A 15,828-nucleotide genomic window follows, 5' to 3' on the forward strand; every position below is an offset into this window, starting at 1 on the left:
ATCGAGGCCGGGGAGGCTCGTGACACCGACCGGGACGGCTCTCGTCACAGGAACCAGGGCCGGTCCGTCGACGCCCGCACGATGAGCTCCGGTGCGAGCAGGGTGCGGTCGACCACCTCGTTGCCCTCGAGCTCGGCGATGACGAGCTCGATGGCGCGACGGCCGATCAGCTCGAAGTCCTGCCGCACCGTCGTCAAGGGCGGCCAGAGGTGCGCGGCGGTGGGGGCGTCGTCGAAGCCGACCACGCTCACCTCGCGCGGCACGTCGACGTCGGCTTCGCGGAACGCGTGGAGCAGCCCCACGGCCATCAGGTCGTTCGCGGCGAACACGGCCGTGAAGTCCCGTCGGCGGAGGAGCTCCCGACCCGCCAGATAGCCGAAGTCGGCCGTGAGGTCGCCGAGGATCGGCGGCTCGATCGAGAGCTCGGCCTCGCCCATCTCGAACAGGAAGCCCTGCATGCGCTCGTCGGCCTCGATCCAGTCCTGCGGGCCGGCGACGTGCACGATGTGCCGGTGCCCGAGATCGATCAGGTGCCGGGTCGCCAGACGGGCCCCGGCGAACTGGTCGACCGAGAGGCTGTGGGCACGGGTCCGCTGCGTCGAGTCGAGCGCGACGATCGGCACGTCGAGGTCGAGCTCGTCGATGACGTCGAAGAACTTCCTCTGGGGCGCGATGACGATGATCGCCTCCACCGCTTGATTCGTCAGGAGGTCGAGGCTCGCCCGCACGTCGCCGTCCGCCCGCGTCGTGCTGGCGATGCTGAGCCGGTAGCCGGCGGCCCGGGCCTCCACCTCGATGGCGTTGACCATGGTCTGCGGACCGAAGTGCACGTTCTGGAGGGTCAGGACGCCGATCGCGCGCGAGCGGCTGGTGACCAGGGCGCGGGCGGCCTGGTTCGGACGGTAGCCCACCTGCTCGATGACGTCGAGCACCCGCTGACGCGTCGCGGGTCGGATGCTCGGACTGTCGTTGAGCACGCGGGAGACGGTCTGGTACGAGACCCCGGCGAGCGCGGCCACGTCGCGGATGTTCGGCGCGCGCACCTTGTCGATGTCAGGCTTCACCGTCGCTCCGTCGCTCTGCTGCCGAGCGGTGTGACCGTACACATCGCTGTCTGCAGACCATTATGCAGACTCGCGGGCACCCGGACGACCAGCGCGGGTCAGCGACCGCGGGGCACCGCGCGTCCGCTGAGCACCAGCGCGAGCGCCGCCACGGCCACCCCGATCGCGAAGCAGGCCACGAACGCGGCGGGGTTCGACGCTCCCCCGAGCACCCCGAAGGCGGCGCCGCTGAGCGCGAGGACCACCGCCGAACCGGCGGAGTCGGAGATCGTGAGGGCGGAGCTGTTGAACCCGCGGTCGGCCGCGGTCGACAGGGCCAGGGCGAGCACCGAGAAGCGCGGGTACATGAACCCCATGCCGAAGCCGGCGACGGTCCACGTGGCGATCAGCCCGACGGGCGCGAGGTGCAGCAGCGGCGTGAGCGTGGCCGCGACCAGCCCGGTCAGGACGAGAGCGATGCCGAGACGGATGCCCGCCCGCTGGCGGACCCGGTCGCCCAGTCGCCCCTGCAGCCAGCTCGCGAACGCCCACCCCAGGGCGCCGAGCGTCAGAGCGATGCCCGAGGTGGACGAGCTGAAGTCGTATTCTGCGGCGAGCATGTACGGGATGTAGACCTCGCTCGCCAGGAACGCGGCGCCCACCAGGCCCCGCAGCAGGACGAGCGTGGGCAGGCCCCGGGCGGCCCGCAGGGTGCCCGTCGGCAGCAATGGCCGCAGAGCGATCGCGAGCACAGCGACCGCGCCGACGATGACCGCCGCCGAGACGCCGGCCGGGAACTCGCCGACGAGGTTGAGCAGCAGCACGCCGACGGCGGCGCCGACCGCCCACAGGATGCGCGCCACGCTCCAGCGCACCGGCCGCTCGCCGTCGCCGACGACGGGCGGCGGGACCCGTTCGAGGCTGGGCAGGATCATGACGAACGCGGGGACCGCCAGGCCGACCGCGCCGAGGAACACCCAGTGCCACCCGACCGTGTCGGCCACGACCCCGGCGATCAGGGGGCCGACGAGCGCGGGGACGACCCACGCCGCGGCGAAGCCCGCGAAGATCGACGGATGCAGGGCGGGCGGGTACAGACGCGCGACCATCACGTAGAGACCGACGATCACCGCCCCGGAGCCCAGCCCCTGCACGAGACGACCGAGCAGCAGCACGACCATGTCGGGAGAGGTCCCCACCACGACGAGCCCGACGGCGAACAGCAGCATCGACGCGATCACGACGACCCTCGGGCCGCTCCGATCGGCCCAGTTGCCCGCCACGACCATGCCGACGAGGCCGGAGGCGAGGGGGGCCGCGAAGCTGAGCGAGTACAGCGACTCGCCGTCGAGCTCGGCGCTGATGATCGGCATGATCGTCGTGACGGCCAGCGACTCGAAGGCCGCGATGGCGATGAGCGCGCACATGCCGAGGGTGGCCAGCCGATACCGCCGGCTGAGCACCCCCTCGGGTCGGGTGCTCGGCGCGCCGTGGGACATCCACCCACCCTAGGCCGCGCCGGGCCCTCCGATCAGGCCGTGACGCGGTCCAGCGCCTGGAGCACGTCGGCGAGCAGGTCGTCGACGTCCTCGATGCCGACCGAGAGGCGGACGACCGTCTCGGGCACCTCGAGCTCGGTGCCGCGCACCGACGCGTGGGTCATCTCGGTCGGGTAGCCGATGAGCGACTCGACGCCGCCCAGCGACTCCGCCAGCTGGAAGAGCTCGGTGGACTCTGCGAACCGGCGCGCCGCCGCGGGGCCCGCCGCCAACGACACCGAGATCATGCCGCCGAACGCCTTCATCTGCCGGGCGGCGATCTCGTGACCCGGGTGCGACGCCAGCCCCGGGTAGTAGACCCGCTCGATGGCGGCGTGCCCCTCGAGGGCGTCGGCGATGGTCGCCGCGTTCGACGAGTGGCGGTCGACGCGCACGCCGAGGGTCTTGATGCCGCGGACGGTCAGCCACGACTCCATCGGCGCCGAGACGCCTCCGGCCCCGAACTGCAGGAACCCGACCTTGTCGGCCAGCTCGTCGTCCCGGACGACGACGGCCCCGCCGACGACGTCCGAATGTCCGCCGATGTACTTGGTGGTCGAGTGCACGACCACGTCCGCACCGAGCGCCAACGGCTGCTGCAGATACGGCGACGCGAAGGTGTTGTCGACGACGACGAGGGCGCCGGCGGCGTGTCCGATCTCGGCGAGAGCGGTGACGTCGCTGATCTTCATGAGCGGGTTGCTCGGCGTCTCGACCCAGAGCACCGCGGTCTCGCCGGGGCGCACGGCGGCGCGGACGGCGTCGAGGTCGGTCATCTCGACCGTCTCGAGCACGACGCCCCACGGCACGTGCAGGCGGTTCACCAGGCGGTGCGTGCCGCCGTACACGTCGTTGCCCATGACGATTCGCGACCCCGGCCTCAGCACCGAGCGGAGGAGGGCGTCCTCCGCGGCGAGTCCGGAGGCGAAGCTGAAGGCGTGGCTTCCGCCCTCGAGGTCGGCGAGGAGGGTCTGCAGGGAGTCGCGCGTCGGGTTCGCCGACCGGGCGTACTCGTACCCGCCGCGGAAGCCGCCGATGCCGTCCTGCACGAACGTCGACGACTGGTAGATCGGCGGGACGACCGCACCCGTGGTGGGGTCGAAGGCCTGGCCGCTGTGGATGGCGCGGGTGGAGAAGCCGTGGGTCATGCGAGGTGTCCTTTCGAGGGGGACGACGGAACGGAGAAGGGGACGGCTCAGGCCGAGACGAAGGCCAGCACGTCGTGACGGGTCACGACGCCCGCGGGCTTGCCGTCGTCGGTCACGAGGAGGGCGTCGGTCGTCTGCAGCGCCGTGCGCGCCGCCGTGACCGACTCGTTGATGCCGATCAGCGGCAGCGGGGCGCCGACGAACGACGACAGGGCGTCGCCCATGGTGGCGCCGCCGGTGAACAGCGCCTCGAGCAGGGACTTCTCCTCGATGGCCCCGACGACCTCGCCGATGACGACGGGGGGCTCGGCCGACAGGACGGGCATCTGCGAGACGCCGTAGGTCTGCATGATGCCGATGACGTCGTGCACCGTGTCCGAGGGGTGGGCGTGCACGAGGTCGGGCAGCGAGCCGGTCTTCGACGCGAGGAGGTCGCGGACCGTGCGCTCGTCGGTGCTGTCCGCGAACCCGTACGACCGCATCCAGGCGTCGTTGAAGATCTTGCCCAGGTAGCCTCGCCCGCTGTCGGGCAGCAGGACGACGACGACGTCGTCGGGGCCGAGCTCGCGGGCCACGTCGAGCGCCGCCGCCACGGCCAGTCCGGACGAGCCGCCCACCAGGAGGCCCTCCTCGCGGGCGAGCCGACGGGTCAGCTCGAACGAGCGGGCGTCGGAGGCGGCGATGATGCGGTCGACGACGCTCGGGTCGTAGGCGCTCGGCCAGAAGTCCTCGCCCACCCCTTCGAGCAGGTAGGGCCGACCGGTGCCCCCGCTGTAGACGCTGCCCTCGGGATCGGCGCCGATGATCTGCACCGCGCCTCCCGAGACCTCTTTCAGGTACCGGCCGGTGCCGCTGATCGTGCCGCCGGTGCCCACGCCGGCGACGAAGTGCGTGACGCGACCGTCGGTGTCGCGCCAGATCTCGGGACCGGTGGTCTCGTAGTGGCTGAGCGGCCCGTTCGGGTTGGCGTACTGGTTCGGCTTGAAGGCGCCGGGGATCTCGGTGACCAGCCGGTCGGAGACGCTGTAGTACGACTCGGGGCTCGTCGGCTCCACGGCCGTCGGGGTCACCACGATCTCGGCGCCGTAGGCCTTCAGCACGTTCCGCTTGTCCTCGCCGACCTTGTCGGGCAGCACGAAGACGCAGCGGTAGCCGCGCTGCTGCGCGACGAGCGCGAGCCCGACGCCTGTGTTGCCGCTGGTCGGCTCGACGATCGTGCCGCCGGGCTTCAGGAGACCCTCGCGCTCGGCCGCGTCGATGATGCGGGTGGCGATGCGGTCCTTCGACGAGCCGCCGGGGTTCAGGTACTCGACCTTGACGAGGACCGTGGCGGCGATGCCCTCGGTGACCTTGTTCAGTTTGACCAGCGGGGTGTCGCCCACCAGGTCCAGGACGGTCTCGGCGTACTTCACGGGTGCTCCGGGTTCTCCGCTGCCGTCGTGGGGTGCGGATCGGGGTGGCGGGCGGGCGTCGCGACGGTGGCGGCCCGGCGTCGAGTCTAACGACGCGCCCTGGCGTGTTACGGGGGACGACGGGACGGACGCGCTGCACGGCGTGCAAAGAAGGAAGGAGTTCCCAGCGAACCGTGAGAGACAATGGTGACGCATCCCCGATCTCGATCGATCCCCGGACGACAGGACCCCACGTGGCCAACGGCACCAACGACAAGCCCTCCGTCAAGCAGCAGCGCGACGCCCGACGACAGGAGAAGGTCGCGGCTCTCAAGAAGCAGCAGGAGCGGGCCAGGCGCAACCGCCTCATCGGCATCGTGACCGCCTCGGTCGCCGGCGCCGCCGTCGTGGCGCTCGTCGTCGCCTACGTGGTCACCAGCGGACAGCCCCGACAGGACCCCCAGGCGATCGAGATCGACGGCGTCCAGACCTACTCCGACCTCACGGCGAACCACGTCGCCGGCGCCGTCGACTACGCCATGACTCCCCCGGCCGGCGGCGACCACAACCAGATCTGGCTCAACTGCGGGGTCTACACCGAGCCCGTCCCGAACGAGAACGCCGTGCACGACCTCGAGCACGGGGCGATCTGGTTCACGTACGACCCCGCCCAGGTGAGCGACGCCGAGATCGAGGCCCTGCAGGACTTCGCGCCCGACACGTACGCCGTCGTCTCGCCCTTCGAGGGCCTCGACTCGCCGATGTACGTCTCGGCCTGGGGCGCGCAGCTGCCGTTCGCGAACGTCACCGACGACGAGGCCTCCGTCTCGGACTTCGTCACCAAGTACTGGAAGTCCGGCGACGCCCCCGAGCCCGGCGCGCCCTGCACCGGCGGCGTGGACGGCGAGGGCAAGATCGCGTGACCGACACGGGGCGTGACGAGGCGACCGACGCGGCGGTGCCGACCCGCGCCTCCCGGGGGCGTCGACTCCGGCTCGTCGTCGCCGGCGTGCTGACGGTGGCGCTGGTGCTGCTCGTGGGCATCGCCGTCGGCCGGCTGAGCTCGCCGAACCCCGTCACGCCCGGCACCGAGAGCGTCGAGGCGGGCTTCTCGCGCGACATGCAGGTGCATCACGAGCAGGCCGTGCAGATGGCGATGATCGTGCGCGAACGCACCGACGACCCCGCCGTCCGCTCGCTGGCGTACGACATCGCCCTGACGCAGTCCCAGCAGGCGGGCCAGATGTTCGCCTGGCTCGAGCTCTGGAGCCTGCCGCAGGCGCCGTCCGAACCGACCATGACCTGGATGTCCCGCCCCACGCTCGACGGCGCCTACGGCGACCACGAGCACGAGGCGACCACCGCAGGAGGCACGGGAGGCACCGCCACGCCGGTCGCCACCCACGAGCCCGGCGGTCGCATGCCGGGGCTCGCGACCGACGATCAGCTGGCCGCGCTGCAGGCGGCGAGCGGCGTCGAGGCCGAGCGGCTGTTCCTCACGCTGATGATCGCCCACCACCGCGGCGGCGTCGAGATGGCCGACGCGATCCTCGCCCGCAGCGACGTGCGGCAGGTGCGGGTCTTCGCGACCGGCATGGTGCAGAGCCAGGAGAGCGAGATCACCGCGATGCAGGAGATGCTGGCCGAACGCGAGTGACGCGCCCTCCGACTCCCTGACGGCGCCCGCGACGACACGGCGTCCGCAGCGACCCGCTCCCCCTCACCGCGCCGCCGAGGCCTGCTGCCCGTAGAGCCCCGCGTAGACCCCGCCCCGTGCGACGAGCTCGTCGTGGCTGCCCCGCTCGACGATGCGCCCCGCGTCGACGACGAAGATCACGTCGGCGTGCCGCACGGTCGAGAGCCGGTGGGCGATGGCGATGGTGGTGCGCCCACGGGCGGCGGTGTCGAGGGCGTCCTGCACGACGCGCTCGGACACGGTGTCGAGCGCGCTGGTCGCCTCGTCGAGCACGAGCACCGCGGGGTCCTTGAGGAGCACGCGGGCGATCGCGATGCGCTGCTTCTCGCCGCCGGACAGCCGGTAGCCCCGCTCGCCCACGACTGTGTCGTAGCCGTCGGGGAACGATGAGATGGTCTCGTGGATGTTGGCCTGGCGGGCCGCCGCGACGAGCTGCTCGTCGGTCGCGTCGGGGCGCGCGTAGCGGAGGTTCTCGCCGATGGTCGCGTGGAAGAGGTACGTCTCCTGGCTGACGATGCCGATGTGCTCGATCAGCGACTCGTGCTGCAGGTCGCGGACGTCCGTCCCGGCGAACCGCACCGCGCCTCCCGACGCCTCGTAGAACCGCGGGATCAGGTACGACACCGTCGTCTTGCCGGCGCCGCTCGGACCCACGAACGCGGCGAACCGGCCCGGCTCGATGTCGAACGAGACCCCGTCGAGGGTCCGCTGTCCCGGCTCCGCGTCGGGGTACGAGAACGAGACGTCGTCGAACTCGACGCGGCCGAGCGCGGACTCGTCGACGCGTCGCGCCGAGCCGTCGTCGCTGATCGCCGGGTGCAGGTCGAGGTACTCGAAGATGCGGGCGAACAGCGCGCCGGAGGTCTGCAGGTCGAGGGCCACCCGCAGGAGCCCCATCAGCGGGAACGTCAGCCGCGCCTGAACCGTGGTGAAGGCCACGATGGTGCCCGCCGTGACCGGGACGTCGCGGAGGATGAGCCAGGCCGCGACCAGGTAGATGACGGCGGGGATGACCGACAGGAAGATCTGCACGACGGCGAAGAACCACTGGCCGCTCATCTGCTGGCGCACCTGCAGACCGATCTGCGTGCGGTTCTCGGCCGAGTAGCGCTCGACCTCGGCGCGCTGCTGGTTGAAGCTCTTGGCGAGCAGGATCCCGCTGACGCTCAACGCCTCCTGCGTGATGGCGGTCATGTCGCTCAGCGACTCCTGCGTCCTGGTGGCGATGCGCGCCCGCACCTGGCCGACCCGCCGCTGGGCGACGACGAGCAGCGGCAGCAGGATCACCGTGACGACGGTCATCTGCCAGCTCAGCACGAGCATCGAGACGAAGGCGGCGATGACCGTGACGGTGTTCCCGAGCACGCTCGAGATCGTGTTGCTTAAGACGTTGGCGACGCCCCCGACGTCGTTCTGCAGCCGGGACTGGATCACGCCGGTCTTCGTGCGCGTGAAGAAGGCGAGCTCCATCCGCTGGAGGTGCCCGAACAGCCGGATCCGCAGCGAGCCCATCACCGTGTTTCCGACCGTCGCGGTGAGGTACGTCTGCCAGACGCCGATGCCGGCCGACAGCACCCAGAGCCCGATCATGGCTCCGACGAGCTCGAGCAGCACGGGCACGTCGGGGCCGCCGCTCGGGAACAGCCCCCGGTCGAAGGCCTGCTTGGTCAGCAGCGGCGGCAGCACGCTGATCGCGGCGCCCACGAAGACGAGGATCACCGTGACGACGAGCGCCCGACGGTGCGGCGCGAAGAGCCCCCGGATGCGGCGGAACAGGTCGGGGATCCGCGGCGCGTCGGCGTTCGCGGCCTTCTGTGCGCGGGCGTCGCCGCTCGAGACCCGACCGGGGCGCGTGCCGCCGCCGCGCATCCCGCCGCCCGAGGCGACGGAGTCCATCCTGCTCATCCGCTCACGGTACGCCCCCGCGGGCGACGTCATGCGCGCGGGACACCCGCTCGACCGGGGTACAGGAACGTCCCCCCAATCCGGGGTTTTCGGCGGAGAACCCTGTTCAAGAAGAAGTCTCAGCTTAGGATGAGGGCGACGGATGGTTGACCCCCATCCCGACGCCGCATTCCTCACACCCGACGAGGAACTACCCGATGCGGCAGAGGTAGGACCCGTGAACACGCCTGACGAAACGGCCGTCGACTCCCCGAGCGCCGAGATCCAGCCCGCCGACCACCGGGCCGCACTCGACGCCATCGAACGCGCCTGGACCACGATCGCGCCGCTGCAGGGGGCCCGACTGCGCGAGGCCATCCGCTCCACCCCCGAGGAGGAGTGGCGCGGCCGCCCGCGCATCCTGCTCGCCCTCGCCGCCAGCCACCGCTCGATCGGCTCGCGCTCGCGCAGCGCCGCCCTGCCCTGGTTCCGCGGCGTCGCGAAGGCCATCGACGCCGATCCGGCGATGCCCCTCGACGTCCGAGCCGGCTACCACGTGCATCTCGCGGCCTCGCTCCGCACCCTCGGCAACTTCGTGGTCGCGCACGAGCACCTCGAGGTCGCCCGCACGATGATCGAGACCGACATCACGGAGTCGATCAGCGCCCGCATCTCGCTGAGCGCGGAGTTCTCGCTGGAGCTCGGGCTGATCCGGATCCACTACGGCGAGTACGACCAGGCGCAGTTCGCCCTCGGCCTCGCGAGCGGTCTCTCCGAGGAGCACCTGAGCGTCGCCCAACGCGTGGAGTGCGCGTCGGCGCTGGCCTACGTGGCCATGCTGCTCGGCGACTTCACGCTGGCCGACGAGCACCTCTCGGTCGCCGTGGAGCTGAGCGACGGCACCGACCTCATGACCAGCTCGTTCGCCGCGCTCGCCCAGATCACCCGGCTGCAGCTCGCCCTCGAGCGCGACGAGGTGCTCGGCGGCGTCGCGCCGCTGATCGACTCGGTCCGGCTGGCCACCCGCGGCAGCGACTGGGAGGCTCTCGGCTGGTTCGCCGAGGCGAACGCGTGCCTCGCCGATCGGCGGTACATCGAGGTGCTCGACCTGCTCGCGCGCATCACACGGCTGGTCGAGGGCTTCACCGGCCAGCCGACCCTGCCCGGAGCCGTCGCGTCGCTCCGCGCCGAGACGATGCGATCGCTCGGTCAGCCTCAGGAGGCGCGTCGTCTGTCGGCACCGCTGGTCCCGACCCCGAGACACATCCAGTGCCCCGGACGGGTCCTGGCGCTCGTCCACCTCGCCGCGGGAGAGCCCGAGGCCGCCCTCGACGCGCTCGGACCCTGCCTCGCGCTCGGCGACCTGCACAGCGAACGGACCATGCCGCACGTGCACGCCATCGTGGCGGCGGCCCACCTCGCGCTCGGCGACGCGGCGCGCGCGGACATCGCGTTCGACCGCGCCCTGCTCGCGGCCGGCCGCAACGGCTCGGTCTGGATGTTCGCGACGCTCGACCCCGACGTGCTGCGGCACCTGCTCGATCGGGCGGCCCAGCGCGACCAGCCCCCGGTGATCCGCGCGAGCCTGGAGCGCCTCCTCGGCTCGGCCGTCGACTCCGTCCACCAGCTGGCCGAGCCCCTGAGCGACCGCGAGCTCGTGATCGTCCGCCATCTCGCGACGGGTCAGACCCTCGGCCAGATCGGCAGCCAGCTCTACATCTCGGTCAACACGGTGAAGAGCCATGTGCGGAGCATCTACCGCAAGCTCCAGGCGACGTCGCGGCGCGAGGCGATGGCCCGCGTCCGGCAGCTCGGCCTGCACATCGACGACTGACCCGGCCGTCGTGGGCTGGTAGCCTCTCGCGGTGTCACAGAACCGGTCCTCCCCCTCCTCCCGCTCGCCCCTCGGTGCCCAGCTGCGCCGGCGGAAGCCCCTCGAGACGTACGTGGCCGAGAGCGAGGCCTCGGCCGACGACGGGCCGCGGATGCGCCGATCGCTCGGCGTCTGGCACCTGACCGCGATCAGCATCGGCGCCACGCTGGGCACCGGGATCCTCGTCGTGCTCGGCACGGCCGTCCCCCTCGCCGGGCCCGCCGTCTGGATCGCCTTCGTGCTCGCCGGCGTCGCCGCCCTGCTCTCGGCCCTGTCGTACGCCGAGATGGCCGGCAGCGTGCCCGTGTCGGGCTCGAGCTACAGCTACGCCTACGCGACCCTCGGCGAGGGCATCGCCTGGGTCTGCGGGTGGTGCCTCGTGCTCGAGTACGCGGTGTCGGTGGCGGCCGTCGCCGTGGGCGCGGGCCAGTACGTCAACGAGGCGCTGTCGGTGTTCGGCCTCGCCCTGCCCGACGCCGTCGCCGCTCCGCCCGGGGCCGGCGGGGTGCTCAACCTGCCTGCGGCGGCGCTCGTCATCGTCGCCATGCTGATCCTCGTGCCGGGAGCCCGAGAGAGCGCCTGGGTGAACACGCTGCTCGTCGTCGTCAAGGTGGCCCTGCTCGTGTTCTTCGTCGTCGTGGCGTTCACCGCCTTCAGCGCGGGCAACTTCGAACCGCTCGCCCCGATGGGCGCCGCCGGGGTCTCGGCCGCCGCCTCGCGGCTCTTCTTCTCGTACATCGGGTTCGACGCCGCGTCGACGGCCGGCGAGGAGGCGCGCGACGCCAGACGGGACCTGCCCCGCGCGATCATCGCCTCGATCGTCATCATCACCGTGCTGTACATCCTCGTCGCCGTCGCCGCCATCGGCGCGCGCCCGTGGCGGACGTTCACCGACGGCGAGGCGTCGCTCGTCGGCATCGTCGCCGAGATCACCGGACAGCCCTGGGTGGCGTTCGTGTTCGCGGTGGCCGCGGTGCTCGCGATCGCGAGCGTCGTGCTGACCGTGCTCTACGGTCAGACCCGGATCTTCGTATCGATGGCGCGCGACGGACTCGTGCCGCGCATCCTCGGCCGCATCTCGCCCCGCACCCGGACGCCCGTGGCCGGAACGCTGATCGTGGGCGTCGCCGTCGCGATCGCCGCGGCGCTCATCCCCCTGGGAGCCCTCGCCGACGCGACCAGCATCGGCACCCTCTTCGCCTTCGCCCTGGTCAACGTCTCGGTCATCTGGCTGCGCCGCAACCGGCCGGAGCTCGACCGCACGTTCCGCGTGCCGCTCTACCCCGTCGTGCCGATCCTCGGCTGCGCCTTCTGCGTGCTCCTGATGGTGACGCTCGGCTGGATCACCTGGCTGGCGTTCGCCGTGTGGATGCTCGTGGGCACGGGCGTGTACCTCGGCTACGGGCGCCGGCACTCGGTGCTCGACCGCGCCTCCTGAGCCCACGCCGCTCCGAGCCCGGCCGCCCCACGCCGCGCTGCCCCGACCACTGCATCGGCTGCGGAGACGGCGGAAGGCGCCACCCCGAGGGGCGGCGCCTTCCGTGTGAAGCGGTGAAGCGGACTTACTTGAGGGTGACGGTGGCGCCGGCAGCCTCGAGCTGAGCCTTGGCCTTCTCGGCGGCCTCCTTGTTGGCGCCCTCGAGGACGGTGCTGGGGGCACCGTCGACGACGGCCTTGGCCTCGCCGAGGCCGAGGCTGGTGAGCGCGCGGACCTCCTTGATGACCTGGATCTTCTTGTCGCCGGCAGCCTCGAGGACGACGTCGAAGGAGTCCTTCTCCTCGACCTCTTCAGCGGCGGCGGCGGGGGCGGCACCGGCAGCGGCCACGGGGGCGGCGGCGGTGACCTCGAAGACCTCTTCGAACTTCTTCACGAAGTCGCTGAGCTCGATGAGCGTGAGCTCCTTGAAAGCCTCGATCAGTTCGTCCTGCGTGAGCTTCGCCATGGTGTTCTCCTTCTGGTTTTTCTAAAGTTGGGGTTGGTGCGACAGCTGTTTAGCTGTCTGCTTCCTGCTTGGCACGCAGCGCCTCGACCGTGCGAACGGCCTGCGACAGCGGTGCCTGGAACAGGTAAGCAGCGCCGAACAGCGAAGCCTTGAAGGCGCCGGCCAGTTTGCCCAGCAGCACCTCCCGCGACTCGAGATCGGCGAGCTTCTTGACCTCGTCTGCCGAGAGAGGGTTACCGTCGAAGTAACCGTTCTTCACGATCAGAGCGGGGTGTGCCTTGGCGAAGTCACGCAGGCCCTTGGCGACGGCGACAGGGTCACCGTGCACGAAGGCGATCGCAGAAGGTCCGACGAGTTCGTCGTCGAACGAGCTGATTCCGGCGTTGTTCGCCGCGATCTTGCTGAGCGTGTTCTTCACCACGGCGTACGTCGCGTCTGCACTGATGGACTTGCGGAGCTCTTTCAGCTCGGCAACAGTGAGACCGCGGTACTCGGTGAGCAGAACGGCGGTCGAGTCACGGAAGTTCTCCGTGAGCTCGGCGACCGATGCTTCCTTGTTCGCCATGGCTCTCCTAAAACGTGGGTGTGCCGGCAGCCCCTGGGATCCCGATCTGCTCCGACGGATCGCGGACGATCCGCTCAGGGCAAAGAAAAAGCTCCGGCGCAAGGGCACGGAGCTGGATCTCTTCGAGAAGAGGAACGACTTCACACACCTGCGCTGGTCGCTCTCTCTCGAGAACCTTCGGTGATCGTCTGCGAGCAGGCGACCACAACCGGCGGTCTTGGGCTTCGATCACAATAGACCGAGGAGGCGCGTCCGCGCAAGTCGCGCCTCCTCGGCTTCTCGGGATTCCGGTCAGACGTGCGCCGCACCGGCCGGCGGGGCGCCCACCGGCACGGGTGCGCCGAGCGGGAGCCGCACGGTGAACGTGGCGCCTCGGTCGGAGCTGTCGACGCCCACGGTGCCCCCGTGCGCGTGCACGACGGCGTCGACGATGGCGAGCCCGAGCCCGGTCGACCCGGCCTTGCGCGAGCGGGAGCTGTCGGCGCGAGCGAACCGCTCGAACAGGACGGGCAGCACCGAGGGCTCGATGCCCGGGCCGTCGTCGGCCACCCGCACCACGGCCTCACCGGACTCGACGCCGAGCGTGACGTGCACGTGACTGCCCTCCGGCGTGTGGGTGCGCGCGTTGGTCAGCAGGTTCGCGATGATCTGGTGCAGACGCATGCCGTCGCCCGAGACGACGACCGGCTCGTCGGGCACGACGACGTCGACGTCGTGCGAAGGGCCCGCGACATGGGCGTCGTTGACCGCGTCGAGCACGATGCGCGTGAGATCGACGTCGGCGAGCACGAGATCGCGCCCCTCGTCGAGACGGGCGAGCAGCAGGAGGTCCTCGACCAGCGACGTCATGCGCACGGCCTCGGACTCGATGCGCCCCATCGAGTAGACGACGTCCTCGGGCAGGTCGGCGTTCATCCGGCGCGTGAGCTCGGCGTACCCGCGGACCGAGGCGAGCGGCGTGCGCAGCTCGTGCGAGGCGTCCGCGACGAACTGCCGCACCTTGTTCTCGGACTGCTGCCGTGCCTCCAGCGCCCCGGCGACGTGCCCGAGCATGCGGTTGAGCGAGGCGCCCACCCGCCCCACCTCGGTGCGGGTGTCGGTGTCCTGCTCGTCGACGCGCTCGGCGAGCGCGACCTCTCCGCGGTCGAGCGGCAGCTCAGCGACCCGGAGGGCCGTGTCGGACATGCGCTCGAGCGGGCGGAGGGCCGACCGCACGACCGCGAAGGCGATCGCGATCGCGATGGCGAGACCGATCACGGTGACCGCGACGATGGTGACGACCATCACCGTGATCGTGCGATCGACGCTGCTGGTCGGCAGACCCACGACGAGGTAGGCCGGCGTCGAGGTGACGCCCGACGCCGTCGTCTCCTGGTAGCTGACGGCCAGCGACTCGACGCGATAGGTGCCGAGTGCGGACCCGAGCGAGACGGTCTCCGGCTGAGCCGTGCCCGTCACCGACTGCACGGTCGTCGTCAGATCGTCGGTCAGGGCCGGGGTGACGATCTGACCTGTGTCGGCCACACGGTAGGCCACCATCACCTGACCGTCGACGACGACGGCCGTGAACGTGCCGGGCGACTGCCGGGGGCCGGTGAGGTCGTCGCCGTCCGGGGACAGGTTCGGCCGGGCGTTCGAGCTCTGGGAGTTCACGAGCGGCGTCGCGCGATCGCTGGCGCCCTTGAGCTCGTCGTCCAGCTGGCGCATGAGCGAGGTCCGCAGCACGAGCACGCTGATCGCGCCGATCACGATGGTGAGCAGCACCACGAGCGCGACGATGCTGAGGATCAGGCGCTGGCGCAGGGTGAACGGACCCGCCACGCCGGGCAGGCGGCGTCCGAGGCGCCGGAGACGATCCCGGGTGCGCCCCGGGAGCGCGTCGCTCACGACGTGGGCTTGATGACGTAGCCCACGCCGCGCACGGTGTGGATCATGGGCTCCTCGCCGACGTCGATCTTCTTGCGCAGGTACGAGATGTAGATCTCGACGACGCTCGACTTGCCGCCGAAGTCGTAGCTCCAGACCCGGTCGAGGATCTGCGCCTTGCTCAGCACCCGGCGGGGGTTGCGCATGAGGAACCGCAGCAGCTCGAACTCGGTCGCCGTCAGCTCGATCTCGCGCCCGGACCGGTGGACCTCGTAGCTCTCCTCGTCGAGCACGAGGTCGCCGACCACGATGCGCGAGTCGCCGCTCTCGCTGATGGCCGACGCCGAGCGGCGGATCAGCCCGCGCAGGCGCGCCACGACCTCCTCGAGCGAGAACGGCTTGGTGACGTAGTCGTCGCCGCCGGCCGTGAGGCCCGAGACGCGGTCCTCGACGGCGTCCTTCGCGGTGAGGAACAGGATGGGGGTGTCGTCGCCGCCCTGGCGCAGCCGACCGAGCACCTGGATGCCGTCGATGTCGGGCAGCATCCAGTCGAGCACGATCGCATCGGGCTTGAAGTCGCGGGCGAGGGTGAGGGCGGTCTGCCCGTCGGAGGCGGCCTTGACGTCCCAGCCCTCGTAGCGGAGGGCCATCGAGAGCAGGTCGGTGAGGCTGTTCTCGTCGTCGACGACGAGGACGCGGAGAGGCGATCCGTCGGCCCGGGTGAGTCTCGGGGCGGCTGCGGTGGCGGGGGTTGTCGTGGTCACGACTCCAAGTATCGAGAGATTCCTATGAGTCGACTGTGCTGAACCGATGCGGGAGCCGTGCAGATCTCATATGCCGCTCATAGCGACGCCATAGAGCCCCGATAACGCTCCTCCCTA

General features: G+C 71.0%; 13 protein-coding genes. 4 read left to right on the forward strand and 9 right to left on the reverse strand.

The annotated features are described in order from the left end of the window. Nucleotides 1-44 precede the first annotated feature (44 nt). The 4 genes from FFA01_RS10180 to FFA01_RS10195 all read right to left on the reverse strand — a co-directional run bounded on the left by FFA01_RS10180 (nucleotide 45) and on the right by FFA01_RS10195 (nucleotide 5,141). Nucleotides 45-1,064 carry a LacI family DNA-binding transcriptional regulator gene (locus FFA01_RS10180; RefSeq protein ID WP_182501091.1) on the reverse strand — a complete coding sequence of 340 codons (1,020 nt, stop codon included), beginning with the start codon at nucleotides 1,062-1,064 and terminating at the stop codon, nucleotides 45-47. A gap of 98 nt (nucleotides 1,065-1,162) precedes the next feature. After that, entirely contained in the window at nucleotides 1,163-2,542 is a 1,380-nt protein-coding gene (locus tag FFA01_RS10185; protein ID WP_146855722.1) for an MFS transporter, read from the reverse strand. A 32-nt stretch (nucleotides 2,543-2,574) separates the two neighbouring features. Then, the gene (locus FFA01_RS10190) at nucleotides 2,575-3,729 is read right to left on the reverse strand and encodes a cystathionine gamma-synthase (protein ID WP_146855724.1); all 1,155 of its coding nucleotides are present in this window, start codon (nucleotides 3,727-3,729) and stop codon (nucleotides 2,575-2,577) included. A 47-nt stretch (nucleotides 3,730-3,776) separates the two neighbouring features. Beyond that, nucleotides 3,777-5,141 (reverse strand): cystathionine beta-synthase, encoded by a 1,365-nt coding sequence (locus tag FFA01_RS10195; protein WP_146855726.1) that lies wholly within the window; start codon nucleotides 5,139-5,141, stop codon nucleotides 3,777-3,779. Between the two features lie 233 nt (nucleotides 5,142-5,374). Here FFA01_RS10195 and FFA01_RS10200 point away from each other — a divergent pair, with 233 nt between their 5' ends. Beyond that, nucleotides 5,375-6,043, forward strand: a complete 669-nt coding sequence (locus tag FFA01_RS10200) for a thioredoxin-like domain-containing protein (RefSeq protein ID WP_208720895.1) — start codon at nucleotides 5,375-5,377, stop codon at nucleotides 6,041-6,043. Continuing rightward, nucleotides 6,040-6,777 (forward strand): DUF305 domain-containing protein, encoded by a 738-nt coding sequence (locus FFA01_RS10205; protein ID WP_244289794.1) that lies wholly within the window; start codon nucleotides 6,040-6,042, stop codon nucleotides 6,775-6,777. Before FFA01_RS10200 ends, FFA01_RS10205 begins: the two co-directional genes overlap by 4 nt. 63 nt (nucleotides 6,778-6,840) lie before the next feature. On the opposite strand, the gene FFA01_RS10210 is transcribed toward FFA01_RS10205, so the two are convergent. After that, entirely contained in the window at nucleotides 6,841-8,712 is a 1,872-nt protein-coding gene (locus FFA01_RS10210) for an ABC transporter ATP-binding protein (protein WP_146855794.1), read from the reverse strand. Nucleotides 8,713-8,938: 226 nt separating this feature from the next. Between FFA01_RS10210 and FFA01_RS10215 the strand changes: the two genes are divergently transcribed. Next, complete coding sequence (locus FFA01_RS10215; RefSeq protein WP_146855729.1) at nucleotides 8,939-10,534, forward strand: helix-turn-helix transcriptional regulator; 1,596 nt, start codon at nucleotides 8,939-8,941, stop codon at nucleotides 10,532-10,534. A 31-nt stretch (nucleotides 10,535-10,565) separates the two neighbouring features. After that, nucleotides 10,566-12,011 (forward strand): APC family permease, encoded by a 1,446-nt coding sequence (locus FFA01_RS10220; RefSeq protein WP_146855731.1) that lies wholly within the window; start codon nucleotides 10,566-10,568, stop codon nucleotides 12,009-12,011. 124 nt (nucleotides 12,012-12,135) lie between these two features. On the opposite strand, the gene rplL is transcribed toward FFA01_RS10220, so the two are convergent. The 4 genes from rplL to FFA01_RS10240 all read right to left on the reverse strand — a co-directional run bounded on the left by rplL (nucleotide 12,136) and on the right by FFA01_RS10240 (nucleotide 15,723). Then, nucleotides 12,136-12,516, reverse strand: a complete 381-nt coding sequence (gene rplL / locus FFA01_RS10225) for a 50S ribosomal protein L7/L12 (protein WP_146855733.1) — start codon at nucleotides 12,514-12,516, stop codon at nucleotides 12,136-12,138. A 49-nt stretch (nucleotides 12,517-12,565) separates the two neighbouring features. Then, complete coding sequence (rplJ, locus tag FFA01_RS10230; protein WP_146855735.1) at nucleotides 12,566-13,081, reverse strand: 50S ribosomal protein L10; 516 nt, start codon at nucleotides 13,079-13,081, stop codon at nucleotides 12,566-12,568. A 291-nt stretch (nucleotides 13,082-13,372) separates the two neighbouring features. Next, nucleotides 13,373-14,968, reverse strand: a complete 1,596-nt coding sequence (locus tag FFA01_RS10235) for a sensor histidine kinase (protein ID WP_244289795.1) — start codon at nucleotides 14,966-14,968, stop codon at nucleotides 13,373-13,375. Beyond that, complete coding sequence (locus FFA01_RS10240) at nucleotides 14,965-15,723, reverse strand: response regulator transcription factor (protein WP_167627345.1); 759 nt, start codon at nucleotides 15,721-15,723, stop codon at nucleotides 14,965-14,967. The genes FFA01_RS10235 and FFA01_RS10240 overlap by 4 nt, the downstream gene beginning before the upstream one ends. Nucleotides 15,724-15,828 lie beyond the last annotated feature (105 nt).

It is taken from the genome of Frigoribacterium faeni, from assembly GCF_007988805.1.
Classification (GTDB): Bacteria; Actinomycetota; Actinomycetes; order Actinomycetales; family Microbacteriaceae; genus Frigoribacterium; species Frigoribacterium faeni.

Bases quoted from the DNA above. Each gene is read 5' to 3' on its own strand.
- rplJ (WP_146855735.1), bottom strand. From the start codon at position 13,081: ATGGCGAACAAGGAAGCATCGGTCGCCGAGCTCACGGAGAACTTCCGT.
- FFA01_RS10210 (WP_146855794.1), bottom strand. From the start codon at position 8,712: ATGGACTCCGTCGCCTCGGGCGGCGGGATGCGCGGCGGCGGCACGCGC.
- FFA01_RS10190 (WP_146855724.1), bottom strand. From the start codon at position 3,729: ATGACCCACGGCTTCTCCACCCGCGCCATCCACAGCGGCCAGGCCTTC.
- FFA01_RS10185 (WP_146855722.1), bottom strand. From the start codon at position 2,542: ATGTCCCACGGCGCGCCGAGCACCCGACCCGAGGGGGTGCTCAGCCGG.
- rplL (WP_146855733.1), bottom strand. From the start codon at position 12,516: ATGGCGAAGCTCACGCAGGACGAACTGATCGAGGCTTTCAAGGAGCTC.